At 58.6% G+C, this 25470-nt stretch carries 23 protein-coding genes and 1 pseudogene; 15 read left to right on the forward strand and 9 right to left on the reverse strand.

Annotated elements, in window-relative coordinates:
- Window positions 1-288: 288 nt before the first annotated feature.
- From AKG12_RS08910 to clpP, 3 genes are all read right to left on the reverse strand, one after another.
- Window positions 289-579 (reverse strand): hypothetical protein, encoded by a 291-nt coding sequence (locus tag AKG12_RS08910; protein WP_197283309.1) that lies wholly within the window; start codon window positions 577-579, stop codon window positions 289-291.
- 185 nt (window positions 580-764) lie between these two features.
- On the reverse strand, window positions 765-2042 hold the full coding sequence (clpX, locus tag AKG12_RS08915) for an ATP-dependent Clp protease ATP-binding subunit ClpX (protein ID WP_003521528.1): 1278 nt from the start codon (window positions 2040-2042) through the stop codon (window positions 765-767).
- 292 nt (window positions 2043-2334) lie between these two features.
- Complete coding sequence (gene clpP / locus AKG12_RS08920) at window positions 2335-2967, reverse strand: ATP-dependent Clp endopeptidase proteolytic subunit ClpP (RefSeq protein WP_046800320.1); 633 nt, start codon at window positions 2965-2967, stop codon at window positions 2335-2337.
- Window positions 2968-3420: 453 nt separating this feature from the next.
- On the opposite strand from clpP, the gene AKG12_RS08925 reads away from it, so the two are divergent.
- Both AKG12_RS08925 and AKG12_RS08930 read left to right on the forward strand, forming a co-directional pair.
- Window positions 3421-4668, forward strand: coding sequence for a GGDEF domain-containing protein (locus AKG12_RS08925; protein WP_052818544.1), 1248 nt, complete (start codon window positions 3421-3423; stop codon window positions 4666-4668).
- Between the two features lie 89 nt (window positions 4669-4757).
- Window positions 4758-6005 (forward strand): cytochrome P450, encoded by a 1248-nt coding sequence (locus AKG12_RS08930; RefSeq protein WP_052818545.1) that lies wholly within the window; start codon window positions 4758-4760, stop codon window positions 6003-6005.
- A gap of 20 nt (window positions 6006-6025) precedes the next feature.
- Here AKG12_RS08930 and AKG12_RS08935 read toward each other — a convergent pair whose 3' ends face one another.
- Entirely contained in the window at window positions 6026-6784 is a 759-nt protein-coding gene (locus AKG12_RS08935) for an SDR family NAD(P)-dependent oxidoreductase (RefSeq protein WP_052818546.1), read from the reverse strand.
- A 102-nt stretch (window positions 6785-6886) separates the two neighbouring features.
- Between AKG12_RS08935 and AKG12_RS08940 the strand changes: the two genes are divergently transcribed.
- Complete coding sequence (locus AKG12_RS08940) at window positions 6887-7201, forward strand: ArsR/SmtB family transcription factor (protein WP_046800324.1); 315 nt, start codon at window positions 6887-6889, stop codon at window positions 7199-7201.
- Between the two features lie 20 nt (window positions 7202-7221).
- Here the strand turns inward: AKG12_RS08940 and AKG12_RS08945 are convergent, their stop codons facing one another.
- From AKG12_RS08945 to AKG12_RS08955, 3 genes are all read right to left on the reverse strand, one after another.
- A complete protein-coding gene (locus tag AKG12_RS08945; protein ID WP_052818547.1) occupies window positions 7222-7563 on the reverse strand; it encodes a cupin domain-containing protein in 342 nt (113 codons plus the stop codon).
- A 14-nt stretch (window positions 7564-7577) separates the two neighbouring features.
- Complete coding sequence (locus AKG12_RS08950; protein ID WP_046800326.1) at window positions 7578-8861, reverse strand: O-acetylhomoserine aminocarboxypropyltransferase; 1284 nt, start codon at window positions 8859-8861, stop codon at window positions 7578-7580.
- Window positions 8862-8934: 73 nt separating this feature from the next.
- A complete protein-coding gene (locus AKG12_RS08955; protein ID WP_046800327.1) occupies window positions 8935-9369 on the reverse strand; it encodes a CoA-binding protein in 435 nt (144 codons plus the stop codon).
- Between the two features lie 927 nt (window positions 9370-10296).
- Between AKG12_RS08955 and AKG12_RS08960 the strand changes: the two genes are divergently transcribed.
- The 6 genes from AKG12_RS08960 to AKG12_RS08985 all read left to right on the forward strand — a co-directional run bounded on the left by AKG12_RS08960 (window position 10297) and on the right by AKG12_RS08985 (window position 15253).
- The gene (locus tag AKG12_RS08960) at window positions 10297-11133 is read left to right on the forward strand and encodes an EamA family transporter (protein WP_046800328.1); all 837 of its coding nucleotides are present in this window, start codon (window positions 10297-10299) and stop codon (window positions 11131-11133) included.
- Between the two features lie 250 nt (window positions 11134-11383).
- The gene (gene rplM, locus AKG12_RS08965; RefSeq protein ID WP_035242586.1) at window positions 11384-11848 is read left to right on the forward strand and encodes a 50S ribosomal protein L13; all 465 of its coding nucleotides are present in this window, start codon (window positions 11384-11386) and stop codon (window positions 11846-11848) included.
- Window positions 11849-11850: 2 nt separating this feature from the next.
- On the forward strand, window positions 11851-12318 hold the full coding sequence (gene rpsI / locus AKG12_RS08970) for a 30S ribosomal protein S9 (protein WP_046800329.1): 468 nt from the start codon (window positions 11851-11853) through the stop codon (window positions 12316-12318).
- Window positions 12319-12441: 123 nt separating this feature from the next.
- Window positions 12442-13395 carry an agmatinase gene (gene speB, locus AKG12_RS08975; protein WP_046800332.1) on the forward strand — a complete coding sequence of 318 codons (954 nt, stop codon included), beginning with the start codon at window positions 12442-12444 and terminating at the stop codon, window positions 13393-13395.
- 69 nt (window positions 13396-13464) lie between these two features.
- A complete protein-coding gene (argC, locus tag AKG12_RS08980) occupies window positions 13465-14397 on the forward strand; it encodes an N-acetyl-gamma-glutamyl-phosphate reductase (RefSeq protein WP_052818548.1) in 933 nt (310 codons plus the stop codon).
- Between the two features lie 10 nt (window positions 14398-14407).
- On the forward strand, window positions 14408-15253 hold the full coding sequence (locus AKG12_RS08985; RefSeq protein ID WP_052818549.1) for an aminoglycoside phosphotransferase family protein: 846 nt from the start codon (window positions 14408-14410) through the stop codon (window positions 15251-15253).
- A 6-nt stretch (window positions 15254-15259) separates the two neighbouring features.
- On the opposite strand, the gene AKG12_RS08990 is transcribed toward AKG12_RS08985, so the two are convergent.
- The gene (locus AKG12_RS08990; RefSeq protein WP_197283313.1) at window positions 15260-16363 is read right to left on the reverse strand and encodes a COX15/CtaA family protein; all 1104 of its coding nucleotides are present in this window, start codon (window positions 16361-16363) and stop codon (window positions 15260-15262) included.
- A gap of 244 nt (window positions 16364-16607) precedes the next feature.
- Here AKG12_RS08990 and AKG12_RS08995 point away from each other — a divergent pair, with 244 nt between their 5' ends.
- Together AKG12_RS08995 and uppA are read left to right on the forward strand one after the other, a co-directional pair.
- Complete coding sequence (locus tag AKG12_RS08995) at window positions 16608-16820, forward strand: DUF2842 domain-containing protein (RefSeq protein ID WP_046800379.1); 213 nt, start codon at window positions 16608-16610, stop codon at window positions 16818-16820.
- A 97-nt stretch (window positions 16821-16917) separates the two neighbouring features.
- Complete coding sequence (gene uppA, locus AKG12_RS09000; protein ID WP_052818551.1) at window positions 16918-18150, forward strand: polysaccharide biosynthesis GNAT family N-acetyltransferase UppA; 1233 nt, start codon at window positions 16918-16920, stop codon at window positions 18148-18150.
- A gap of 16 nt (window positions 18151-18166) precedes the next feature.
- Here the strand turns inward: uppA and uppB are convergent.
- A pseudogene (uppB, locus tag AKG12_RS09005) lies at window positions 18167-20445 on the reverse strand (polysaccharide biosynthesis protein UppB).
- A gap of 210 nt (window positions 20446-20655) precedes the next feature.
- Between uppB and uppC the strand changes: the two are divergent.
- From uppC to uppF, 4 genes are all read left to right on the forward strand, one after another.
- A complete protein-coding gene (gene uppC / locus AKG12_RS09010) occupies window positions 20656-21228 on the forward strand; it encodes a polysaccharide export protein UppC (RefSeq protein ID WP_046800338.1) in 573 nt (190 codons plus the stop codon).
- Window positions 21229-21244: 16 nt separating this feature from the next.
- Window positions 21245-22387 carry a polysaccharide biosynthesis type 4 glycosyltransferase UppD gene (gene uppD / locus AKG12_RS09015; RefSeq protein WP_052818552.1) on the forward strand — a complete coding sequence of 381 codons (1143 nt, stop codon included), beginning with the start codon at window positions 21245-21247 and terminating at the stop codon, window positions 22385-22387.
- A gap of 240 nt (window positions 22388-22627) precedes the next feature.
- Window positions 22628-24181 (forward strand): polysaccharide biosynthesis glycosyltransferase UppE, encoded by a 1554-nt coding sequence (gene uppE / locus AKG12_RS09020; protein WP_052818553.1) that lies wholly within the window; start codon window positions 22628-22630, stop codon window positions 24179-24181.
- Window positions 24178-25419: a polysaccharide biosynthesis O-antigen ligase family protein UppF gene (gene uppF, locus AKG12_RS09025; RefSeq protein WP_052818554.1), complete on the forward strand. Its 1242-nt coding sequence runs from the start codon at window positions 24178-24180 to the stop codon at window positions 25417-25419. The genes uppE and uppF overlap by 4 nt, the downstream gene beginning before the upstream one ends.
- Window positions 25420-25470 lie beyond the last annotated feature (51 nt).

Here is a 25470-nt window from a genome sequence, read left to right on the forward strand (position 1 = left end):
ACATTTCCGGTTATCCCAAGGGATCAGGAACCGGGTCGCCGACGGCAATTCACATTTCCGTCACATCGCGCTGCAAATCAGTTGTAAGACTTTATCAGCAAAGCGCAATCCGCTCCAAACGCAAAATGGCAGACGAAGCTTTCCTCCACCTGATTGTCGGGATGCAACGCAGGGATGCCTCAAGCGGTGAGGAGCGTTATGGCGTATCCGCGGCCATGGGTCCGCGAACGCCGATACAGTTGCCCCAGGGGTCACGGAACTGGCACATCCAGAGTTCCTGATCGATTTTCATCGGGCCGCGATAAAGAACAGCGCCCGCGTCCCGCAGATGCGCGAGGGACCGGCCGAAATCCTCCGTCCACCAATAGACGACAGACCCTGCCGCCCCGCTTGAAACCTTCTCATCAGCGGGAACGATTTCCAGCTGGATATATCGCCGATCCGCAGGAACTCAAAACCGGAAGGAAGGCTGACCGATGCAACCGCCTCCGGAAATGCTTTCCCGTACCAAAGCAATCCTTCGGCGGGATCGGACACGTGAATGAGGATTGCGGTTACTGGATTCATCAGGATACCCAATATTTCAGGGGCATGTCCGCTTCTCCACGAAAAGCGAAAACGCGCCGCCTCCTAGTTTCTACGTATTATTCAGGCACAAGGCGCTTACGTCGTCCCCGGAAATTCCTCGAATGCCGGGCAGGCATCGCACAAAGAAAAGCCCCCCGCAGCCGTTGCTGCGAGGGGCTTTATTCTTCTGGAACCGATCAGGCCGAAACGTTGGTCTTTTCTTCCTGGCGATCCGCATAGATGTAGAGCGGACGGGCGACACCGCTGACAACGTCATTGGAGATCACCACTTCGCGCACGCCTTCCAGCGTCGGCAGTTCGAACATGGTATCCAGCAGGATCTTTTCCATGATCGAGCGCAGACCACGGGCGCCGGTCTTGCGGGTAATCGCCTTGCGGGCGATTTCGCGAAGTGCGTCCTCGTGGAAGGTCAGTTCCACATCTTCCATCTCGAACAGGCGCTGATACTGCTTGACCAGCGCGTTCTTCGGCTCGGACAGGATCTGGATCAGCGCATCTTCATCCAGGTCTTCCAGCGTCGCCAGAACCGGCAGACGGCCGATGAATTCCGGAATGAGGCCGAACTTCACCAGATCTTCCGGCTCCAGTTCGCGCAGCACCTCGCCCACACGGCGATCGTCTTCCGCCTTGACGGTCGCACCGAAGCCGATCGAGGTCTTTTCACCACGGGCCGAGATGATCTTGTCGAGGCCGGCAAAGGCGCCGCCGCAGATGAACAGGATGTTGGTCGTATCCACCTGCAGGAATTCCTGCTGCGGATGCTTGCGGCCACCCTGCGGCGGAACGGAAGCGACCGTGCCTTCCATGATCTTCAGAAGCGCCTGCTGGACGCCCTCGCCCGACACGTCACGCGTGATGGACGGGTTGTCCGACTTGCGGGAAATCTTGTCGACCTCGTCGATATAGACGATACCGCGCTGGGCGCGCTCGACGTTGTAATCCGCAGCCTGCAACAGCTTCAGGATGATGTTTTCCACGTCCTCGCCGACATAACCGGCTTCGGTCAGCGTCGTTGCGTCCGCCATGGTGAAGGGAACGTCGATGATGCGGGCGAGCGTCTGGGCAAGATAGGTCTTGCCGCAACCCGTCGGACCGACGAGCATGATGTTCGACTTCGCCAGCTCGACATCGCCGTTCTTGGAGGCGTGCGCGAGGCGCTTGTAATGGTTGTGAACGGCCACCGACAGGATTTTCTTCGCCTGCTTCTGACCGATGACATATTCGTCGAGAATCTTGATGATATCCTGCGGGGTGGGAACACCCTCGCGCGACTTCACCATAGATGTCTTGTTCTCCTCGCGGATGATGTCCATGCACAATTCGACGCATTCATCGCAGATGAATACCGTCGGCCCGGCAATGAGTTTCCGGACTTCGTGCTGGCTCTTGCCGCAGAATGAACAATAGAGTGTATTCTTAGAGTCGCCGCCGTTGCTGCCGCTGACTTTGCTCATATCTCTTTCCTTCCAGCACGCCGCAGGTCCGCCAAACGGATCGCGGTCAACTTACCGCCCGCAGATACGGCTCGCCTTGGGGTGCATTGCCGTATCCGCCTCGTTTCCCGGGGTACTAGCCGTGTCAGATACAGGAGCTGACAACCGGCTGCAACGAATTCCCCATCAAACCAAAGGCCACGTCATAAAAATTCAACACAGCCTTAATATATACTAATATCGCTTTCTGTTGCGGTTGAAAGCCCCGAAATTACTTTTGCGGGATCAAACAAACGTCAAAAAGCGGCGCGCCTCAATTCGCGGCGGCGCCTTCCATTTCCTGGCGCGAGGTGAGGATCTTGTCGATCACACCCCAATTCTGCGCTTCGTCCGCATCCATGAAATGGTCGCGATCAAGGGTTTTTTCAACCTCTTCGAGCGTGCGGCCGGTATGCTTCACGTAGACTTCGTTCAGGCGACGCTTCATCTTGATGATGTCACGGGCGTGACGCTCGATATCCGATGCCTGCCCCTGGAAACCGCCGGAAGGCTGGTGCACCATGATGCGGGCGTTCGGGGTTGCAAAGCGCATTCCCTTTTCACCGGCAGCCAGAAGCAGCGAACCCATCGATGCGGCCTGACCAACGCAGAGCGTTGAGACAGCCGGGCGAATGAACTGCATCGTATCGTAGATCGCCATGCCGGCGGTCACGACGCCACCTGGCGAATTGATGTAAAGCGCGATTTCCTTCTTCGGGTTCTCAGCCTCGAGGAAAAGCAGCTGTGCGCAGACGAGCGAAGCCATCTGGTCCTCCACCGGACCGGTGAGGAAAATGATGCGTTCCTTGAGAAGACGGGAAAATATGTCATAGGAGCGTTCGCCGCGATTGGTCTGCTCTACGACCATCGGCACCAGAGCCATGGCGGTATCAACTGGATTTTTCATGTCCGTCCTTTGTCAACTCTGCCCTTCGCGGAAAACCGCTCCGGAATCACTTCTAACCTTCATACTCCCTACATAGAGTGTCCCTGCCCCGTACTTCAAGACACGAAGCCGCATATCCTTAACGGCTCAACAGCGATTGCAGGCGTTTGAAGCCTCTGCCGGCAATGGCTTCAGACCGTTGGCCGCATCTCGAACCACATGCCCTTGCCGGCGTTATTTTTCATCGAAGTGACCCGCAAATGCAAAAACCCGTGACCATGCACAGATATAACTTCTCACCGGCAAGAACTCGTTAGGGATTTACTGCTGATACTGCGCGGCGAATTTCCGGTTTCCGTCAGGAAGCGGCGGCCCATTCGGGTGAAATGGCATCTCAACAATTCCGGCGGGTATTGCGCACATGGTGCCGCAGGGCCCGCTTTCACGGCATGATAGCGCAGATAGGATCTTGCAATGCTGGATGCAAAAACGGGCATGCTGCTTTGGGCGTCGGAGACGTTCACCCTTGCCGTCCTTTTGGGAACCCTGTGGCTGCACCGCCCTGCCCGCCAGCACAATCTCTATTTCGCCGCCGGTTTCCTTTCGACCGGGATCGGCGCCATTCTTGTCGCCCTGCGCGGCGACATTCCCAATTACCTGTCGATCGAAGTCGGCAACACGCTGGCGCTTTCAGCTTTCGGTTTCTGGCTGGCCGGCCTTCTCTCCTTCGAACAGCGCAAGCTCGCAGGCTGGATCGCTATTCCCGCGCTCTTGTGGGTGGCTGGCATGCTCATCCCGCCGGTGCGGGAAAGCATGGTTTCGCGTATCCTGCTTTACCATGCCTGTGCCGCGGTCGCTTACTTCATGCTGGCCGGCGTCGTTCTGGCGAACAGGAGCCGGGCATCGCTGAGCCGCAAGGTTCTTGCCGCTATTTTCATTTTGCAGGCCTTTTTCGGCGCCATCATCGCATCCGTCGTCATTCCCGGCGACGTCACGTCTCCCGGTGCCGTCGCGCTGACGTCGCCGCTCGCCTTTTCAGGCATTCTCGGCTTCACCGTCATCATCATGATCAGCGCCAAGATCATCATGGAAGATTCGGAAGCCCGCCTGCACCGGCTTGCGATGACCGACCACCTTACCGGCGTTCTCAACCGGCGCGGTCTTCTGGAGGAGTTCGAGCGCATCAAGAAGCGGTCGCCGGCTTCCGACCGCTATGTGGCGCTGGTGCTGTTCGACATCGACCATTTCAAGAAGATAAACGACAAATACGGTCATCAGTCCGGCGATGCGGTGCTCGTGCATTTTTGCGACATGGCGCGGCGTGTCATTGGCGATCGCGGCCTGTTCGTCAGAATGGGCGGCGAGGAATTCGCGCTTGTCGCCGAAGTCGAAAGCCCATCCAGCACGGTAACGCTGGCGGAAGCAATCCGCAGCAATCTGCGTCTTTCCAAGATCAGTTCGCGCGGCGAAGGTATCGAAGTCACCACCAGCGTCGGCATATCCGAGGCCATGATCAAGGATGCCGACCTCAGCGTGATGATGACGGAAGCCGATCGTGCGCTCTATGCGGCGAAAAAGGCCGGCCGCAACAGGACCGTCATCCACGTGAATTCAGCCAATGTCGTTGTCCCTTCCCCGGACCGGGACGAAAATCCGATGGACAATAATGCCGACCGCCAGGTTGCGGCGCTGAACCGCATATCGGCCATCGCCAGCCGGTGACATGACGACCATGCGACGACAGGCGGAAAAACAGGGGGCGATTTTTCCCCACCCTTTCCAAAGCACAAGACGCGGAATAAACCTTGAGCATGACAGCGACATTTCCCTTCCTCACCATCGACCCCGCCACGCGCCGCGTTTCACTTGATGCCCGCGACCCGGCTTTCTACAACGATCCGAACCCGGTCTATGCGGCGCTTCACGCGCAATGTCCCACCTTTTACTGGGAAGAGCAGCGGCAGTGGTTCTTCACCGAATACGACCATGTCAGCGCGCTGCTGCGCGATCGCCGTTTCGGGAGACAGATCCTGCATGTGGCCAGCCGTGAGGAAATCGGCCTTGCGCAGCCGCTGGAGCATGTGAAGCACTTCGATGCTGCCGAGCAACATTCGCTGCTGGAACTGGAGCCGCCGGAACATACGCGGCTGCGCACGCTCATCAACCGCGCTTTTGTGTCCCGGCATGTCGATAAAATGAAGCCGGAAATCGAAGAGCTTGCCAACCGCCTGATCGACGCCTTCGAAGCCGATGGCAAGACGGAACTGCTCTCCACCTATGCCGATATCATTCCGGTGACGATGATTGCCCGCATGATCGGCATTCCCGAGGAAATGGGGCCGCAGCTTCTGAAATGGTCGCATGCCTATGTCGGCATGTACATGTTCAAACGCACTGCCGAGGACGAGCTTCTTGCCGACAAGGCAGCGAAGGAATTTTCGGACTATGTGCGCAGCGTGATCGCGGAACGGCGAGCGGAGCCGCAAGACGATCTCTTGAGCCACATGATCCACACGGAGCACAAGGGCCAGTATCTGACCGATGACGAGCTGATTTCCACCACCATCGTGCTTCTGAATGCCGGGCACGAGGCGACCGTGCACCAGATCGGCAATTCCGTCCGCATCATTCTGGAAAGCGGCATCTCGCCTGACACCTTGTTCAGCGACGAGACGACCACGGAGCGCACGATTGAAGAGACGCTGCGTATCTGCGCGCCGGTCCATATTTTCCAGCGCTGGGTTCTGGAACCCGTCGAGATAGACGGCGTGACGTTCAAACGCGGCGACAAGGTCAGCCTCATTCTGGCCGCGGCCAATCTCGACCCCGCAAAATTCTCCGACCCGCTGGCCTTCAAGCCGGACCGGAACGAGGGAGTCAATGTCTCCTTCGGCGCCGGCATCCATTTCTGCATCGGCGCACCGCTGGCAAGGCTTGAGCTTAATCTTGCCCTGCCGCTGCTGTTCAGACGCCTGCCAGGTCTCAGGATCGCCGAGTCGCCGAAGGTCAAGGACGTCTACCATTTCCATGGTCTGGAACGGCTTGATCTGGCGTGGTGAATAGGAGGGCGAGGTCGCCCTTAGATTTGAGCCAAACCACCATCAACGGAAAGTTCCACGCCGGTGATATAGCTGGCCTTGGCTGACGCCAAAAACAGTACTGCTTCGGCAATTTCGTCAGGGTCGGCCATACGGCCGATCGGCGCTGCGTCCTTCAGATAGGCTTCGAAACCGGCGATCTTTTCATCGTCCATCTTAAGACCATTTTCCATGATCGGCGTGCGGGTGACACCCGGGCTGACCGTATTGACACGGATTCCCCGCGCCTTCAGGTCATTGGCAAAGCTGCGCGCGAACGAGCGAACCGCCGCCTTTGAAGCATTGTAAGCGCTCAGTTTTTCCATACCCTTGTTACCGACGATCGAGCCCGTCAGCACAATCGAACCGCCGTCCCGTAGCACCGGCAACAACGTCTGCACCGTATAGAACACGCCCTTTACGTTAATGTCGAAAATCCGGTCATAGAGCGCTTCGTGAGTTGCGCCAAGATCGTTGTTTTCCGCAATGCCGGCATTGGCGACCAGAACATCCACTGTCCGCCCGTCAGCTTCGATACGGCTTTTGAGCTGTTCGAGTTCCGACAGCTTCGCAACATCGGAAACGACGCCGATTGCGCGCGCTCCAAGTCTGGCGACTGCGGCATCGAGATTGGCCGAACTACGGCCAGTTACATAAACAGCAGCTGCGCCACCTTCCAAAATCAGCTTCGCAACTGAAAAACCAATCCCCGTCGATCCGCCTGTGATGACGACGACCTGCCCGTTGAATATTCCAGACATTGCAATCTCCTGAAAATATCTAAATTTCCGAATTACCATAATTCGGTATTTCGGTTTTATTGAAATATTGAAGCCTGTCAAGCCTTATGCTAGAGCCGTTATATGGTTCAGTTTTTTCATCCCGCCCGCGAGGACATATCGCTCACCGCCATGCTGGCCGCACTCGGCGACCCCGCCCGCATGGGTATCGTTCGGAAATTATGGGAAGTGGAAGCCGGGCAGAATTGCGCTTGTGCAGCACCCTGCCCGGATATGCCACGGTCCACGCTTTCCAACCACCTGCGTATCCTGCGCGAAGCAGGAATAATACGCACACACAAACAGGGCGTCGAGAATATCAACGTCATGCGCCACGATGATCTGGAAGCACGTTTTCCGGGGCTTATGCGGTCGATTATATCCTTCGACCGGCTGTAAAGCGCGGCGGTAGCCCACTATCAAAGCCGGATGACGTAATCCTTCCTTGTCGTTTCCACGACCTCCCAGGTGCCTGTAAAGCCGGGCTGCAGGACGAGCCGGTCGCCCGGCTTCAGGTGGCGCGGCGCGCCACCATCTTCCGTCAGGATGGAATGGCCTTCAAGAATGTTGAAATATTCCCATTCATCATAGACCACCCGCCATTTGCCGGGCGTGCATTGCCAGATGCCCGCATAGATGCCGCCCGGCGCTTCCTCCAGATTCCAGGTGGTAAATCTGGGGTCACCGAAAATCAGCCGTTCCGGCGCAGGCGCGCCATGCTCCGCTTCGACCGAAACATCAAATGTCAGCAAGTTCGTCATGGCGGGCCGCCCTCTCAGATTTTCGCAAGCGATTGTTCGAGATCGGCGATGATGTCTTTGACATCCTCGATACCGATGGACAGGCGCACCACATCCGGCCCGGCGCCGGCCGCCGTCTGCTGTTCCGGCGTCAGCTGCGCATGGGTGGTGGAGGCCGGATGGATGACGAGCGAGCGCGTATCGCCGATATTGGCGAGATGCGAGAAAAGCTGCAGCCCTTCCACCAGCGCTTTGCCAGCGGCATAACCGCCCTTGACGCCGAAGGTGAAGACCGAACCCGCCCCCTTTGGCGAATAATGCTGCTGGATGGCGTAGTTGTCACTCTCCTCCAGCCCGGCATAATGCACCCAGCCAACTTTCGGATGCGCCTTCAGCCATTTGGCGACGGCGAGCGCATTGTCGGAATGGCGCTGAACGCGCAGTGGCAGGGTTTCTATGCCGGTGAGAATGAGGAAGGCGTTGAAGGGCGAGATGGCCGGGCCAAGGTCACGCAGACCAAGCACACGGCAGGCAATGGCAAAAGCGAAATTGCCGAAGGTCTGGTGCAGCACGACGCCCGAATATTCCGGCCGGGGCTGCGACAGCGCCGGATATCTGTCCGTCGCCGACCAGTCGAACGTGCCGCCATCGACGATGATGCCGCCCATGGAATTGCCGTGGCCGCCGAGGAATTTCGTCAGTGAATGCAGCACGATATCCGCGCCATGTTCCAGCGGCCGTAGCAGATAGGGGCTTGCCATGGTGTTGTCGACGATGAGCGGCAGGCCGTGGCGGTGGGCAATCTCGGCAATTGCAGCGATATCCACGAAGGTGCCGCCGGGGTTGGCGAGGCTTTCGATGAAGACGGCGCGGGTGCGCTCGTCGATCTGCCGCTCGAAACTGGCCGGATCAGTGGCATCGGCCCAGCGCACCTGCCAGTCGAACCCCTTGAAGGCGTGGCCGAACTGGTTGATGGAGCCGCCATAAAGCTGGCGGGCGGCGACGAAATTGTCGCCGTGCTGCAGCAGCGTGTGGAAGACCAGCAATTGCGCGGCGTGGCCGGATGCGACCGCGAGCGCCGCCGTGCCGCCTTCGAGCGCTGCGACACGCTCCTCCAGAACCGCCTGGGTGGGGTTCATGATGCGGGTATAGATATTGCCGAATTCCTTCAGCCCGAACAGCGCGGCAGCATGATCGGCATCACGGAAAGCATAAGCGGTCGTCTGGTAGATGGGCGTCGCGCGTGCGCCGGTGGTCGGATCTGGCTGTGCCCCCGCATGGACGGCCAGCGTTGAAAAACCGGGATTGCTGCTCGACATGATATTTCCTCCAATGGAATTTTGGAGGGATCATAATGCCTTGCTGCAAAATGATAAGTCCGATCTGTACCAACTATCGCACAATATTGAGACGCGGATACTCAATTGCGGGGCAACGGTCCATCACTACGGACATGCCATAGGCCTCCGCCTTGGCGGCGGCATTGTCATCGCGCACGGATAACTGGCCCCAGATCACTTTCGGGCGCTGCGGCAGCAATATCGCCTCCTCGACGATCACTGAGAGATATTCGGGTGCCCTGAAGACATCGACCATGTCCACGGGTTCGGGAATATCGGCAAGCCGGGCATAGACCTTCTGCCCCAGTATCTCCTTGCCCGCCTGACCGGGATTGACCGGAAACACACGGTAGCCCTTCGACAGCAAAAAGCGCATGACGCCATGGCTCGGCCGCTCCGGATTGGGTGAGGCGCCGAGCAGGGCGATGGTCCTGACATCGGTCAGGATTTTTCTGAGATAGTCCGGTTCATAAGTATCATGCTGCATGTCAACTTGTCCCTTTGGCGCATCTCGCAGTTTGAGAGATGCTGGCAGGCACCCCTTCTGAGAGATCAGCGCGAGTATCGCGTTTCCTGCATAAATCCACAGCTACATCTGCACACCACCGGTGCTTGCTTTTGTCCCTTGCTTTTATAGTCATTTAGGACGCATCATCGCTTTCTTGAACCCCTGCCGGCTCTAAAACCCGTGAAAGTGGCCCTTTCTTTGCTCGATATGGGCCATTTCATTCACGCAAAATGATTTCACGAAAGCACCCTGCATAAGCTGGTATTGAGTATTTTCATCCAGTTTTCAAAAGGGCTCTTACGCGAAGGAATGCCGGTCAAAACACCATTAACGTGCATTTTATGCGCCATTCGTCTCCTGTTTGTTTTCATTCCGTTCACCGATGAATTAGAGTTGACTAATTTTCAGAAAGTTATTCTGTAAATCAATCTATCTGCAAATCTACAACGTTACAGCTTGCTATTTTACACGGATATGAAATTTATTTTCAGAATAATGAAAGAAACCGGTGCTGAAATTGATAGCCTCATCCACGCCGCCAGAAATGCGAATGAAACCCAAATATCCGCTTAAATAGCCCTGATTTTTTAGAAACCACGCAAGCTCCGGCGTGACCAAAGCCTTGCATCCGGAGCCGGCATGCCCGTCCCGCGGATGAAATCATGAGCAAAGCGACGTTGCCCCCGAAGCAGGAGGTACCGCGACATGCACAAACCCGAAATTTGACGCGCGTCATTATCGGCGGAAGGGCCGCATATTTGCACGGATGATCAGACGAAACCCGCAATCGTTTTCAAATGATCACAAAGCGCCCACAACGCCTCGCGGCCTCCATCGAAAATGGATTTCGGTCGTCAAACCCCATGCTATAGGTTTCGCAAAGTAGCCCGCGAGCGAGTCTCTATTGTGACAATCGACATTCTTCTTCTGGTTCTCCTGGGTGCGATCCTGCATGCCGGATGGAATGCGCTGGTCAAATCCGGCTCAGACAAGTCACTTGACGCCTCGCTGATTGCGGCCGGTGCTGCCGCTTGCTCCCTGCCCTTTCTGCCCTTCCTGCCGTTTCCGGCTCCTGTCGCCATTCCATTCCTCTTCGCTTCGGCCATTCTGCAATTTGCCTATTTCCGCCTTGTCGCTGCCGCCTATACGATCGGCGATATCGGCCTCGTTTATCCCGTCATGCGCGGTGTGGCGCCCTTGATCGTCGCGGCGACGAGCAGCCTTTTCCTGAGCGAGGTCCTGAGCCCGCTGGCGCTTGCCGGGATAGCCATCATTTCCGCCGGCATCCTGACGCTCGCCTTCGAGGCGCGGCGTGGCGGCGGAAAAGCGATCATCCTTGCGCTCATCAATGCCTTCGTCATCGCCTCCTACACCTTCGTCGACGGTGTCGGCGCAAGGCTTTCGGGCAATGCGATTTCCTATACGCTGTGGATGTCGCTGCTACCGCCCGTGCTGCTTTTCGGTTTCGCCTTTTACCAACGCGGGGCAAGCGCCGTCGCGGCGCATGTGCGGCGCAACTGGTGGCGCGGCCTGATCGGCGGTGGCGGCTCCATCCTCTCCTACGGATTGGCGCTTTATGCCATGACCAAGGCCCCCGTTGCGGTCGTCGCAGCACTTCGGGAAACCTCCATCCTGTTTGCGCTTGTTATCTCCGTCGTGATCCTGAAAGAACGCGCCAGCATCTGGCGTTATCTCGCCGGCGGCATCATAGCAGCAGGCGTTCTAGTCATGAGACTGGGCTAAAACGGGCCAATTTTATGGGGTAAAATATTACCACATAAATAAGGCATTGTTTTTACTTGATTATTTTTGAGGCCTTCAAAAATCGTCATATTGACGCTTTCCCCGGCGCACCGTATAAGCGCGCCAGATCGGATTCCAGCAGGAATAGGGTCATTTGCGGTTACCCACAGGGCAACCAAACCAAGCAACAAGAAACGCCCGTATCTCTTTCATGAAGAGGATGACGGGTCCACGTTAGAAAGTGAAATCCATGTCTACTTTCGTTCAGAAGCCTGCTGAGGTGGAGAAGAAGTGGGTCATCATCGACGCCGAAGGCCTCGTTGTTGGTCGCCTCGCCACCATCGTTGCAACCCGCCTGCGCGGCAAGCACAAGGCCACCTACACCCCCCACGTCGATGATGGCGACAATGTCATCGTCATCAACGCGGAAAAGATTGCCTTCACCGGCAACAAGTACTCCGACAAGAAGTACTACTGGCACACCGGTCATCCGGGTGGCATCAAGGAGCGCACCGCTCGCCAGATCATCGAAGGCCGCTTCCCGGAGCGCGTCGTTGAAAAGGCTATCGAGCGCATGATCCCGCGCGGCCCGCTCGGCCGTCGCCAGATGAAGAACCTGCGCGTTTACGCCGGCTCGAACCATCCGCACGAAGCACAGCAGCCCACCGTTCTCGATGTGGCCGCGCTTAACAAGAAGAACGTAAGGAGCGCCTGATAATGGCCGATCTTTCCTCTCTGAAAGACCTCGCCCCGGCATCGGAAGCTTCGGCTCCCGTGCACGTCCGCAAGGTTGATACCCTCGGCCGCTCCTACGCGACCGGCAAGCGCAAGAACGCCGTAGCCCGCGTATGGGTGAAGGCCGGTTCTGGCAAGATCATCATCAACGGCCGCGATTTCACCGCGTATTTCGCACGTCCGGTTCTGCAGATGATCCTTCAGCAGCCGATCGTCGCCGCTGCCCGCGCAGGTCAGTTCGACATCATCGCCACCGTTGCCGGTGGTGGTCTGTCCGGTCAGGCCGGTGCCGTTCGTCACGGTCTGTCCAAGGCCCTCACCTACTTCGAACCGGGCCTGCGCTCCGTTCTGAAGAAGGGTGGCTTCCTGACCCGCGACAGCCGCGTCGTCGAGCGTAAGAAGTACGGTAAGGCCAAGGCCCGCCGTTCGTTCCAGTTCTCGAAGCGTTAATCGCTTACTGGTACAATACCTTCGAAAGGCGGGGCTTCGGCTCCGCCTTTTTTTATTGCCCTTTGCCTTGTTTTTTCACCAAGAAGACAGCACCCTCAGCGCAAACGGCAACAGGGGTGATCAATGCCATCCAAAACCATCGACCATGCCTTTACCGCAACCACGCTGACATCGGCTGCGACTGATCCGACCCATGCGGGTGTCCTCTCCTTCATGCGGCGCAAATATACCAAGACCCTCAAGGGCGTATCGACAGCCATCTGGGGCATTCCCTTCGATGCGGCGACATCCAACCGGCCGGGTGCACGCTTCGGGCCGCAGGCCATCCGCCGGGCCTCGGCGATTTTCGATAACGATCCGCAATATCCCTTCGCGCGCGATCTCTTCGCCCATATGCCGACCGTCGATTATGGCGACTGCCTGCTCGACTACGGCAACCACTGGAAGACGCCTGATACGATCGAAAAAGAAGCACGCAGGATTATCTCAAAGACGGATTATCTGCTGACGCTCGGAGGCGACCACTTCATTACCTGGCCGCTTTTGAAGGCGCATGTGGCCAAGCATGGGCCGTTAGCTTTGGTGCAGTTCGATGCACATCAGGATACCTGGTTCGACGATGGCAAACGCATCGACCACGGCTCCTTCGTGGCCCGCGCCGTGCGTGACGGCCTGATCGATGCGGACCGGTCGATACAGATCGGCATTCGCACCCATGCCCCTGACGATTTCGGTATCCGCATTCTCCACGGTTACGAGGTGGAGGAGATGCGGGCGAGCGACATCGCCTCGCTGATCGTCAAGCATACGGCCGGCATGCCTGCCTATCTGACCTTTGACATCGATTGCCTCGACCCGGCCTTCGCGCCCGGAACAGGCACGCCAGTGGCCGGCGGGCCGACCAGCGCCAAGATCCTCTCCGTTCTGCGCGGGCTTGGCCAGCTTGATATTCGCGGCTCCGACGTGGTGGAGGTGGCGCCCGCTTACGACCACGCGGATATAACTGCCATTGCCGGAGCCACCGTTGCAATGTATATGCTTGGCCTGCGTGCCGAACGGCTGGCCAAGGCTGGCTGAGACAAAAACGGCACCTGCCAAACTGATTCCGAATACCCTTACAACCCTTTGAAAAGTCAGGACAAGGACATGACAGCGAAGATCTTCATCGATGGCGAACACGGCACCACGGGTCTGCAGATCCGCACGCGCCTTGCTGGTCGCCGCGATATTGACCTGCTGTCCATTCCCGAAGCCGAGCGCCGCAACGCCGCAATGCGCGAGGATATGCTGAACAACGCCGACATTTCCATCCTCTGCCTGCCGGATGACGCTTCCCGGGAAGCGGTCTCGATGGTGGCCGGCAACAACAATGTCCGCATCATCGATACCTCGACCGCCTATCGCGTCCACAAGGACTGGGCTTACGGTTTTGCCGAAATGGACAGCGAGCAGGGCGACAAGGTTCGTTCCGCCCGTTTCGTCGCCAATCCGGGTTGCTATCCGACGGGCGCCATCGGTCTCATCCGTCCCCTGCGCGCAGCCGGCATCCTGCCCAATGGTTATCCGGTCAGCGTCAATGCGGTCTCCGGTTATACCGGCGGCGGCAAGCAGATGATTGCGCAGATGGAAGACCAGAGCCGCGACGACGCGATCAGCGCCAATAATTTCCTCTATGGCCTGACGCTCTCCCATAAGCATGTGCCGGAAATGACCATTCACGGCCAGCTTGACCGCGCACCGTTGTTTGCGCCTTCCGTCGGACGTTTCCCACAGGGCATGATTGTGCAGGTGCCGCTGTTTGCCGCCGACCTCAAGGAAGGCACGAGCATCGAGACGGTCCATGCCGCGCTCACGGCCCATTATGCGGGCCAGGATATCGTTAGTGTGGTGCCGCTTGCCGAAAGCAAGGGGCTCGCGCGCATCGACGCCGAGGAACTGGCAGGCAAGGACACGATGAAGCTCTTCGTCTTCGGTACGCCGGGCGGCGAACACATCAACCTCGTGGCGCTGCTCGACAATCTCGGCAAGGGCGCATCCGGTGCTGCCGTGCAGAACATGGAACTGATGCTCTCCGCATGAGGCTTTCTGCATGAGCGGAACCATCCCCTCTTTTCCGGCCTCGTGGAATATCGAGGCCGCAAAACAGATTGCCGACACGCCGGCCGGGGTGGTCTACGCGGTAACGCGTGGTGACGGCTCTCCTGCCGTCGCCAAAGTCCTGAAAAAGAAAGTGCTTGAGGACAGCCTTCGCGGTGCGGATTTCATCGCGTGGCGGGCGGGTGTCGGATGCGTGGAGCTGCTTGAGCGTTCCGATGATATTCTGCTGATGGAACATGCCGGCGCGGAGACTTTGCGCGATGTGTTGTTCCGCGACGGCGACGACGACGCGACCACGCAAATTGCCGCCGATGTTCTGCTCCAATACCATCAGCCATCACAGCAGCCCCCGCCCTCAAGCCTGCTGACGTTGCCTCTCTATTTCGAAAGCCTGTTCCGCAAGGCCGAACAGGATCGCACCGACGGCGTGGAGAGTATCTATGTCGACGCCGCCGCGCTGGCGCAGGAGCTGATTGACCGGCAACGGGATGTGAAGCCGCTGCATGGCGATCTGCATCACGAAAACATCATGCGCAGCGGGCGCGGCTGGATCATCATCGACCCGGCCGGCCTGATCGGCGATGCGGCGCTTGATGTCGCGAACATGTTCTCCAATCCACTCGACCGCTTCGATCTGACACGCAGCGAGGCGCGTATCGCCTCCATGGCGGCGATTTTTTCCAGGGCGCTGCAGCGGGATGAACGGGTGTTGCTGCAATATGCCTTCGCTTATGGCTGCCTTTCGGCCACATGGCACGAAGAGGACAGCAACGCGGAAGAGCGCGACAACGAACTCGCTGTCGCGGCTACCGTCAAAACGGTGCTGAAGCAGTTCTGAGCGCGCTCAGTCCCTGACTTCGACGGCGACAGGTGCCGGATATTCGCCAATGAAACCGCGCCAGTGGGCAACCGCAAATCCAAGCACGATCAAGGCCATGCCCTGATGGGCGAGCGCCACATGGATATCCACATGCATGAGAAGCGTGGTGATGCCGAGCGCTGCCTGAATGGAAACGAGCACGAAGAACAGCACGGCGCGGCGTGCGTGTGGCGTATTCGGCAGGGCACGGGCAATGGACACCATGTGCCACAGCGTGGCGGCGAAAAGCGTATAGGCGCCGACACGGTGGATGAACTGCACCGTCTTGGGGTTTTCGAAGAGGTTGATCCACCAGGGCTGCTGCAGGAGGAGATCACCCGGCACCAGTGAACCGTCCATCAGCGGCCAGGTGTTGTAGGAAAGGCCGGCATTCAGCCCCGCCACCAGCGCGCCGAGATAGATCTGGAACAGACAGAGCACCGTCAACAGGCCGGCAAAGCCCCTGCCCGTCTTTTCGTCAGCCGCTTCAGGCGAATGATGCGACAGGCCACGCAATATCCACATGCAGCCCGCGAAGATGAGGCAGGCGATGGTCAGATGCGTGGCGAGGCGATATTGCGAGACATCCGTGCGATTGACGAGACCGGAAGAGACCATCCACCAGCCGATAAAGCCCTGAAAACCGCCAAGCGCCAGAAGGCCGACGAGGGGCAGGCGCAGGCGCTTTTCGACGCGGCCCGTCAGCCAGAAAAAGGCGAGCGGCAGGGCGAAGATGAGACCGATGGCGCGGGCAAGCAGGCGATGCGCCCATTCCCACCAGAAAATCGTCTTGAACTCATCAAGCGACATGCCCCTGTTGATTTCTTGATATTGAGGAATGCGCTTGTAAAGCTGGAATTCCTCTTCCCATTCGGCAACCGAAAGCGGCGGGATGGCGCCGTGGATAGGCTTCCATTCGGTGATCGACAGGCCGGATTCGGTAAGCCGCGTGGCGCCGCCGACCAACACGAGACAGAAAAGCGTGAAAAGAACGACGCGCAGCCAGATGCGCAGCAGGCGGCGGTTCTTTTCCTGCTTCTGCAGGGCAGCCTCCACCACCATTTCCGCGGAACCGTTTGCCATCGTCATGCTGCTCGAACGCATCTTTTCAGGTCTCCCTCATACAGTCATGTTGATTAGCCCCAACCGGCACCACAAAACAAGGCCTCAGGGTTTGCGGCATCCGGTCGCGGCGGTATAGTCGCGCTTACATATCAGATCGTCCTGCCTCTTCTTCGAATCGCCAAGACGATCTATTTTTTTGTTTTGCGCATGTCTTTTTCCCAAAACCGATGACACTTTTGGGAGACATGCTCTCATGATGGAAGATTTCATGCCCCCTCGCCTCAGATCGCTTATCGGCACCATCGTCATCATCTGCCTCGTCGTCATCTACGCCGTGGCCGCGACGGCCATTGCATCGGCGACGCTGGCGCAATCGCCCTGGTGGGTGCATCTGGCCTATTTCGTGCTGAGCGGGCTTTTGTGGATATTGCCGGCCATGCTCATCATCAAATGGATGGCAGGGCCCAAAAAACAGGGATAAGCGCCAACCGTTGCGCAACACCCTGAGGTCGCAATTTTATAAACTGATTGTTTGCCGCTCAGCGATATAGTCCCACCGAAACAACCGGAGAGAGTGGATGGCGGCTGAGGGGCCGGTCACAGTCAGCGAGAGCAAAGCGTCGAGCGCCATGCAAGGCGAGCGGCGGGGTGCCGACCGTCTGGTGATCGATCTCGTCGATGACGCTTCCACCATCCGCACCGATTGGGAGCGGATGGAGAGCGACCCGCTCAATTCCCTGCATCAGGGTTTCGGCTGGTGCTCCATCTGGGCGCAGACCCAGAAAAGCCCGCTGCTCATCATTCGCGGCAGACAGGGCGCAAAGACAGTCTTCCTGCTGCCGCTCGAAATCGTGCAGGAAGGCGGTATCCGCAAGGCGCGTTTTCCGGGCGGCCGTTTTAACAATATCAATACCGGGCTTTTCGAGCCGTCCTTTGCCGAGCAGGCAGAACATAAGACGGCGGCAGCGATTGCCCGCGAGGCACGAAAACTGCTGCATGGCCGGGCGGATATTCTGGCCTTGCAGAACATACCGCTCACCTGGCGCGGCAGGACCAATCCGCTTTCCTATCTGGCTTCCGTCGAAAATCAGAACCCGGCCTTTCAACTGCCGCTGCTGGAGAGTTTTGAAAGCACCTTGCGACAGGTCAATGCCAAGAGACGACGGAAGAAATTCCGTATCCAGAGCCGAAGGGCCGAGGAAATGGGCGGTTACAGCCATGTGATTGCCCGTTCGCCACAGGAAAAATGCGAATTATTGCAGGCCTTCTTCCGGCAAAAGGCCACCCGGTTCGCCTCCCAAGGCATCCCGGATGTTTTCCGAAGCCAATCGGTGAAGGAGTTTTTCTACGATCTGGCCAACTTCCCGGAAACGGGTATGGACAGTCTTCTGGAGCTGCACGCCATTCGCCTGCATGGGGAATACGAGGGCGTCATTGCCGCCATATCCGGGCTTTCGCGCAAGCAGGACCACATCATCTGCCAGTTCGGATCGATCGATGAGGTGGTTTCGGAACTCAGCCCCGGCGAGTTGCTGTTCTGGCTGATGATCGAACGCGCCTGCAGAGAGAAAGCCGCACTCTTCGATTTCGGCGTCGGCGATCAGCTTTACAAACGCAGCTGGTGCCCGCTTTCCACCGCCCAGCACGATATATTCCTGCCGGTGACGTTGAAGGGGCGCGCAGCTGCCTCGGCCTATGTTGCCATCGCAAGGACGAAAAGCCTGATCAAGTCCAACCCGGCGCTTTATACGCTGATCCAGCGTTTTCGCGCCGGGCGGCCAAGGACGGACGCCATGTCTGTTGCTGACTGAGAGGGTTTGCCGTCCGTCAGGCGGCGCTCAGATGACCCGGCTTGCGCATGCCCGTCATCGGCAATGCCTGTTCGTAGCCCTGGGCCACCAGCTCACCGAGCGTCTTCTCCAGCATCTCGCCATCCTTGCCGGGCACGGAAACGATGATTTCCGCCGGCAGATTGCGCAGCATTTTTTCAAGGCTCGAAATCTGCACCGGCCGCATTCAACCAACACCGTATCATAGGCGTCAGATAGAGCGCTTAGAATCATCGTCAGGCGATCGATGGCCCGCATGGCCTCACGCGGCTGCGCATTGCCGCGTGGCACGATATGCGCATCGGACAGCCGGTCGCCGTGAATGGTTTCGCCAAAGGCGGCGGCACCCGCCAGAAGGTCCATGACACCAGGCAGCCCGGCCTCGGGCACCATCAGACGCGTGGGACAGGCAGAGGCCGTCATATCGACGAGAACGACCGAGCGGCCCATTTCAGACAGGGCGCGCGCCAGCATGACGGTAGTGGTCGAACCGCTGTCTCCGGCTGGAGACACAACGGCGGCGACGGGCTTGGCAAGGCGGGTGGCCAGGAAGCCCGCAACGGCATCGATCGAGAAATCGTCGGAGGTTTCGATCTCGTCTTTCTCTGCCTCTTCTTTCAAAGGCGTTACCTCTTCCACCGGCAAAACCGGAGACGAAGCAGCAGCAGTGGCAGCGGCGACTGGTGCCGGCCGCACCTCTTCGACAATGGGTTGCTGCTGGTAGGCGGCAGCGGGCATGGCCTGGGCGACCGGCGGCGACGGCTCATGATGTGTGGCAACCGGTTGTTGCGGCAAATCCGTAGTCTCGTCCGTGCCGGCGGGTTTCCGCGTCGGCGCAGGCGGATCGGAGAGTGGCGGAACATGATTTCTGCCCACCGGCTTCAAGGCGCGCCCGGTGAAGAGTTCCACCAGCATGACGACGATGCAGGAGAGCAGGAAGGCCGCCAGCGTGACGACGATGGTGATGGCCCCGGTTTTCGGGAAATAGGGTTCACGCGGCTCCACCGCGCCTGAGATCACGCGCGCGTCGGCTGGCGTGGAATCTACCGAACCGGCGCGCGAGGTCGCCTCACGGTAACGGGCAAGATAGGTTTCCAGAAGCTGGCGTTGGGCCGAAGCCTCGCGTTCCAGATCGTTCAAGCCGACCTGCTGCTCCCCGGCGCGCACGCTTTCCGATTTCAGCACGTTCAATTGCTGCACCAGTTGCCGTTCGCGCAGGCGGGAAACATTGGCTTCGTTTTCGAGGCTTGCCAGCACCTTGCGGGTTTCTTCCTGAATCTGCCGCTGTATGCCCTCCAGCTGGTTGCGTAGCGCCCTGATGCGCGGATGGCCTTCCAGCAGCGAGGAGGTCAGATCGGAAATCTGGCTGCGGATACCCGTTTCGTTTTCCTTCAACCGCTGGATCGTCGGGGAACCGACGACGTCCGGAAACGTATCGAGCGGCCGGCCGCTGGAAAGCGCATTGCGCACGCCTTCCGCCCGTGCTTCCGCATTCGCGCGCTCCCCACGGATACGGCCGAGTTCGGTCGAGATATCACTGAGCTGGCGGGTGGCGAGCGTTTCGCCCTGCCCGGCCGACAGGAGATCGGATGAGGCGCGATAATCCGCGACCTTCCTGTCCGCCTCACGCACCTTTTCGCGCAGATTGGCGATTTCCGGCTCCAGCCAGCGCGCTGCCTCCGTGCTCGTATCGAGTTTCGCGCCACTTTGCAGCGCGATATAAGCCTTCATCATCTCATTGGGGATGGCGGCGGCGAGCTTCGGGTCTTCCGAAGAAAACTCAACGGTGATGACGCGTGAGCTTTCGACCTGATAGACCTGCAATTTCTCGCGGAAAGCCTTCAGCACCCGCTCTTCGGGTTGCACCTGCAGCGGATCTTTCTTGAGGCCGACGGCGACCAGCAGGCCCGACACCAGCGACGGACGCGCCTCCGGGTCGAACTCCTCCAGCTCATAGAGCTTCATGTTTTTCGCGACCTGCTTGATGAGGTCGACCGATTGCAGGATTTGCACCTGGCTGGAAACGGTCAATTCATCGAGCACCGGCTCGGCTGGCGCATTCGACTGCTGCGAAGCGCCGAAGGAGGCCGCGCGGGATTCGATGAGGACACGCGCCTCGCCCTTATAGGCAGGCGACATCATGCTGGCGATCACGAAGGCGGCGCCGCCGGCCAGAAGCGTGACGGCCGCGATCCGGCCCTTGCGCCGCCATATGGCTGCAACAAGCTGTGCCAGATCGATATCCACATCCCTGTCGTCAATGCGATCGCCGTTCATGTGGGCTCCGTAACCGAGACAAACCTCGGGCGCTCAAATATAGATGGCCAATTTTCGCGGATTGTAAGTCTTGGCGGTAACACAACAGTTAATCTCGACGAATCCGACAAAATAAATCGGATATTGCAATACTCCGGACTGACTGTTTACCGCGCATTAACCCTAACAGAACGATAAGAATGCTCATAGATCGACTCGGAGCCAGATGAGATGCCGCTCGCCGGATCACGACATGTCACCGCACTGACGCTTGCCGTTCTGACGGCCCTTTCCGGTTGCGCGGCATATCAACCCGCGCCGCGCTCATTCAATGAGGCGGCCCTGCAACCCTATCATGTCGATAGCGGCGACAGGCTGCGCATCAACGTCTTTGAACAGGTGGGGCTGACGAATACCTATACGGTCGATCAGGCTGGTTATGTCGCCTTCCCGCTTGTCGGCCAGGTTCCTGCGCGCGGCAAGACGCTGCCGCAGCTCGAAGCCGCCATTGCCGCGAAATTGCGTCAGGGTTATCTGCGCGATCCCGACGTGACGATCGAGATCGACCGTTATCGCCCCGTCTTCATCATGGGTGAAGTTGGTCGTCCCGGCCAATATTCCTATGTGCCGGGCATGACGGTGCAGAACGCCATTGCCATTGCCGGCGGGTTCACCCCGCGCGCCAATCAGGCCGATGTCGATCTTACCCGCAAGATCAATGCCGAGGTAATGACCGGCCGGATCGGCATCACCGCTCCCATTCTGGCGGGCGATACGGTCTATGTGCGTGAACGCTTCTTCTGAAAACGGAGTGGCACACATGTCGGATGACGGCCCTCCCCTGCGCATCATTCACTGTTTCCGCTCCCCCGTCGGCGGTGTCTTCCGCCATGTGCGTGACCTGATCGAAGAACATGTGAAACAGGGCCACAAGGTCGGCATCGTCTGCGACAGTTCGACCGGCGGCGTGCATGAGGAGCGGCTTTTCGCCCAGATCACCCCGATGCTGGAGCTCGGGCTTACCCGCCTGCCCATCAGGCGCTCCATCGGCCCCGGCGACCTGTTGGCGCTCTGGAGGTCCTATAATCAGATAAAAAGTTTGCGGCCGGACATCTTGCACGGGCACAGCGCCAAGGGTGGCGCTCTTGCCCGGCTGATCGGCTCATTGTTGCGGGCGAACAGGTATCGCGTAGCCCGCCTCTATTCGCCGCATGGCGGCAGCCTGCATTATGACCGCAAGAGCCTGAAGGGGCAGCTGTTCCTGCGGCTTGAGCGGTTTCAGGAACACTTCACCGACGCGCTCTGTTTTGTCTGTAATTTCGAGCAGCGAACCTATGAAGCCAAGGTTGGCAAGCCGCGCACCCGAACGGCGATGATCTATAACGGCGTGCAGGAAAGCGAGTTCGAAACCGTGCCTGCCCGCGAGGATGCCGCCCGTTTCCTCTATATAGGCATGTTGCGCGATCTCAAGGGCCCGGATGTCTTCATCAAGGCCTTCGCCAGGATGGAACGCAGCATCGGCCACCCTATGTCCGGCGTTATCGTCGGTGACGGGCCGGACAGGGACAAATATGCGGCGATGATCAACAAAGCCGGGCTTTCCCGGCGGATTGCCATGCATGCCGCCATGCCCGCCAGACAGGCCTTCGAGCTGGCGGAGACAGTGGTGGTTCCCTCGCGCGCCGAAGCCATGCCCTATATCGTGCTTGAGGCGCTGGCAGCGGGCAAGACGGTTATCGCCTCACATGTCGGTGGCATTCCCGAGGTTCTGGGAGAAGACAGCGAGGCGCTGGTTCCGGCAGGAGACGCCGAGGCGCTGGCGAAGATCATGGTCAGGGACGCTGAAAACGACGATTGGGCAAAGCGGGTGATGCCCCCACCCAACAGCTTTAAGGCGAAATTTTCAACGCCTGTCATGGCCGATGACATGATGAAGCTTTATCGCGACCTGCTTTCCCGCTAAAGCGCGCCTCATGTCTAAAGACATTTTAAAAACACGATTTTTAATTGTATATTCCGCTATCCTGTAGAAAAGCATCATAAACGTTTCTTAGCATGTTTCGGCTAGTTTCCTGCTCGTAGAGCGCGTGTGTCCGTTCGGACGCTACGCACGGACGCTTTACCACTTTGAAGTTGCGCATCGTTCCCATCGGAAATCGGTCTCGATTTTCGGGCCGATCCGCTAGAGGGTGCGGACCAAGTAATGACCAAGGCTGACAAGGACAGACTGCAATTCGATCTGGCGTCGTTGCGCAAGCAAATCTCCGAGCGCGAAGCCGGTGAGCCTTCGGCGTCCGAGACCGTTGTTCTCAATCCGCTTGCGCGGCAGATCGCCAACCAGCTGCGGGCCGGCAACCATTCACCGAATATGGTGATCGGCCAGTTACGGCTGCTGGAATTCACGATGCTTGTGGTCATTGCCGCCATCGTCAACGGCATCGCCGCCGATCGGGGTCTCGAAACCTTTCTGGCAGTTTTCAGCGCTGGCGTGCTGGGCGCGGCACTCTGCGTGTTCCTGCTGCAGGCGGGCGATTGTTATCAGTTGCCAACGCTACGCACGCCGCTGAAGATGTTTGCCCGCATTCAAGGCGCCGTCTGCCTGTCTTTCGTGGGCGCCGCCTGTTTCCTTCTCGTGTTTTTTCCCGATGCGCTGCATTCCTGGCCCGCTTTCGGCATATGGTATGCGATTGGCGCGATAGCCATTTTCACCGGACGGCTGATCCTTGGCTTTGCCATTCGCCACTGGGGTCGCAATGGCGTCATGGAACGCCGCGCCGTTATCGTCGGCGGCGGTGATGCTGCCAGAGACCTGATCCGTTCGCTCGAGCAGCAGTCGGACAACGATATCCGCATCTGCGGGATTTTCGACGACCGGAAAAGCGAGCGCTCTCCCGATGTCGTCGCCGGTTATCCCAAGCTCGGCACCTTTGCCGAACTGGTGGAATTTGCCCGCCTGACAAAGCTCGACATGCTGATCATCGCCCTGCCGCTCAGTGCAGAGGCCCGCATTCTCCAGCTCTTGCGCAAACTCTGGGTGCTGCCCGTCGATATTCGCATCGCCGCACATGCCAATAAATTGCGGTTCCGTCCACGCGCCTATTCGCATGTGGGCAATGTGCCGATGCTCGATGTGTTCGACAAGCCGATCCGCGACTGGGATTCGGTGGCGAAACGGATATTCGACATCACCTTCAGCCTCCTCGGCATCGCCCTTTTCTGGCCGGTGATGCTGGGTGCCGGGATTGCCGTCAAGGCCACCTCCAAAGGCCCGGTCCTCTTCAAACAGAAGCGTCACGGCTTCAACAATGAGACGATCAATGTCTGGAAGTTCCGCTCCATGTATACGGAACTCAGCGATCCGACCGCCAAGAAGGCCGTCACCAAGAACGATCCGCGCGTCACACCGGTCGGCCGCTTCCTGCGCAAATCGTCGATGGACGAGCTGCCGCAGCTCTTCAACGTTCTCTATGGCGATCTCTCGCTGGTCGGCCCTCGCCCGCATGCCGTCCATGCCCAGACCGGCGATCTGAAATATACCGAAGTGGTGGAGCATTATTTCGCACGCCACAAGGTCAAGCCCGGCGTGACCGGCTGGGCGCAGATCAATGGCTGGCGCGGCGAAATCGACCATGGCGACAAGATCAAGTTCCGCACCGAATATGATCTTTATTACATCGAGAACTGGTCGCTTTTCCTCGATCTCAAGATCCTGTTCCTGACGCCGATACGGCTGCTCAAATCGGAAAACGCCTATTGACCAACGTCGGTTACCAGCACGCACCGGGTTTTGACGCGCCTCTGGCTGCCATGCGGCTCGTCGGTTCGTTCTTCATCGCCTTCGGCGTGTTCCTCTCCGGCTTCGTCATCTCCGAACCGGCGCCCTACGAGCTGATGATGGTCGGGCAAGTGGCCATCTGGTTCCTGCTGGGCCTTCGCCTTTCCCGCACCGTCGTGCTGCTACTGTGCCTGCTGCTCGCCTTTAATGTCGGCGGCTATCTTTCGCTCACCACCATGGCCGATCTGGACGAGGGACCGCTCTACCTCGCCGTCTCGACCTTTCTGGCGCTGACCTCGGTTTTTTACGCGGCGATCATCGAGGACAAATACCAGCGGCTGCTGCTGATTTTTCGGGCCTGGCTCGCCGCGGCGCTGATCACCTCGCTACTCGGCATCATCGGATATTTTCACGCCCTTCCCGGCTTCGAAGTCTTCACGCTTTACGATCGTGCCAAGGGTGCCTTTCAGGACCCGAACGTCTTTGGTCCCTTCCTGGTGACACCGTCGCTTTACCTGATCTATGGCCTGCTCACCGGCAAGGCGATGCACGCGCCCTGGCGTATCCTCGGCCTGCTGATCCTGTCGCTTGGCGTGTTCCTGTCATTTTCGCGTGCGGCATGGGGTCTGTTTCTATTCGCCGCCCTCCTGCTCGTCTTCGTCATGCTGCTGAAGGAGCGCACAGCCGCATTTCGCCTGAAAATTCTCGTGCTGTTTCTCGTTGCGGTCGCGCTCATGGTCGCAGCCGTCATCATCGCGCTGCAATTCAAACAGGTCTCCGACCTGTTCTTCAGCCGCGCCTCTGCGGTGCAATCCTATGATGGCGGGCATCTGGGGCGCTTTGCCCGTCACTATCTTGGTTTCCTGCTGGCGATGGAGCATCCGCTCGGCATCGGGCCGATGGTGTTCGACAATATCTTTCCCGCCGCCGAACATAATATCTGGTTGAAAAGCCTGACAACGCATGGCTGGTTCGGCTTCGTGATCTATCTTACACTGATCTGCTGGACGATCGCTGCCGGTTTCAGGCATCTGCTGCGGCCGCGGCCATGGCAGCCGTTCCTGATCATTTCCTGGGTGACCTTTGTCGGCCACGTCATGATCGGCGCCGTCATCGATACCGATCACTGGCGGCATTTCTTCCTGCTGCTCGGCATATTGTGGGGCTGCATGGCACTGGAAAAACGCGAAAGCCTGCGCCGCCGCACAAGCAATGCCTAAAATACTTCCCCTTACGGAACCCTGCGCGATTTCATGCGTTTAGCCCGCGAT

It is taken from the genome of Agrobacterium sp. SUL3 (genome assembly GCF_001263295.1).
Lineage (GTDB): Bacteria > Pseudomonadota > Alphaproteobacteria > Rhizobiales > Rhizobiaceae > Agrobacterium > Agrobacterium tomkonis.

Coding starts and splice junctions, on each gene's coding strand:
- clpX (WP_003521528.1), bottom strand. CDS start 2,042: ATGAGCAAAGTCAGCGGCAGCAACGGCGGCGACTCTAAGAATACACTC.
- clpP (WP_046800320.1), bottom strand. CDS start 2,967: ATGAAAAATCCAGTTGATACCGCCATGGCTCTGGTGCCGATGGTCGTA.
- AKG12_RS08925 (WP_052818544.1), top strand. CDS start 3,421: ATGCTGGATGCAAAAACGGGCATGCTGCTTTGGGCGTCGGAGACGTTC.
- AKG12_RS08930 (WP_052818545.1), top strand. CDS start 4,758: ATGACAGCGACATTTCCCTTCCTCACCATCGACCCCGCCACGCGCCGC.
- AKG12_RS08935 (WP_052818546.1), bottom strand. CDS start 6,784: ATGTCTGGAATATTCAACGGGCAGGTCGTCGTCATCACAGGCGGATCG.
- AKG12_RS08940 (WP_046800324.1), top strand. CDS start 6,887: ATGGTTCAGTTTTTTCATCCCGCCCGCGAGGACATATCGCTCACCGCC.
- AKG12_RS08945 (WP_052818547.1), bottom strand. CDS start 7,563: ATGACGAACTTGCTGACATTTGATGTTTCGGTCGAAGCGGAGCATGGC.
- AKG12_RS08950 (WP_046800326.1), bottom strand. CDS start 8,861: ATGTCGAGCAGCAATCCCGGTTTTTCAACGCTGGCCGTCCATGCGGGG.
- AKG12_RS08955 (WP_046800327.1), bottom strand. CDS start 9,369: ATGCAGCATGATACTTATGAACCGGACTATCTCAGAAAAATCCTGACC.
- rplM (WP_035242586.1), top strand. CDS start 11,384: ATGTCTACTTTCGTTCAGAAGCCTGCTGAGGTGGAGAAGAAGTGGGTC.
- rpsI (WP_046800329.1), top strand. CDS start 11,851: ATGGCCGATCTTTCCTCTCTGAAAGACCTCGCCCCGGCATCGGAAGCT.
- speB (WP_046800332.1), top strand. CDS start 12,442: ATGCCATCCAAAACCATCGACCATGCCTTTACCGCAACCACGCTGACA.
- argC (WP_052818548.1), top strand. CDS start 13,465: ATGACAGCGAAGATCTTCATCGATGGCGAACACGGCACCACGGGTCTG.
- AKG12_RS08985 (WP_052818549.1), top strand. CDS start 14,408: ATGAGCGGAACCATCCCCTCTTTTCCGGCCTCGTGGAATATCGAGGCC.
- AKG12_RS08990 (WP_197283313.1), bottom strand. CDS start 16,363: ATGACGATGGCAAACGGTTCCGCGGAAATGGTGGTGGAGGCTGCCCTG.
- AKG12_RS08995 (WP_046800379.1), top strand. CDS start 16,608: ATGCCCCCTCGCCTCAGATCGCTTATCGGCACCATCGTCATCATCTGC.
- uppA (WP_052818551.1), top strand. CDS start 16,918: ATGGCGGCTGAGGGGCCGGTCACAGTCAGCGAGAGCAAAGCGTCGAGC.
- uppC (WP_046800338.1), top strand. CDS start 20,656: ATGCCGCTCGCCGGATCACGACATGTCACCGCACTGACGCTTGCCGTT.
- uppD (WP_052818552.1), top strand. CDS start 21,245: ATGTCGGATGACGGCCCTCCCCTGCGCATCATTCACTGTTTCCGCTCC.
- uppE (WP_052818553.1), top strand. CDS start 22,628: ATGACCAAGGCTGACAAGGACAGACTGCAATTCGATCTGGCGTCGTTG.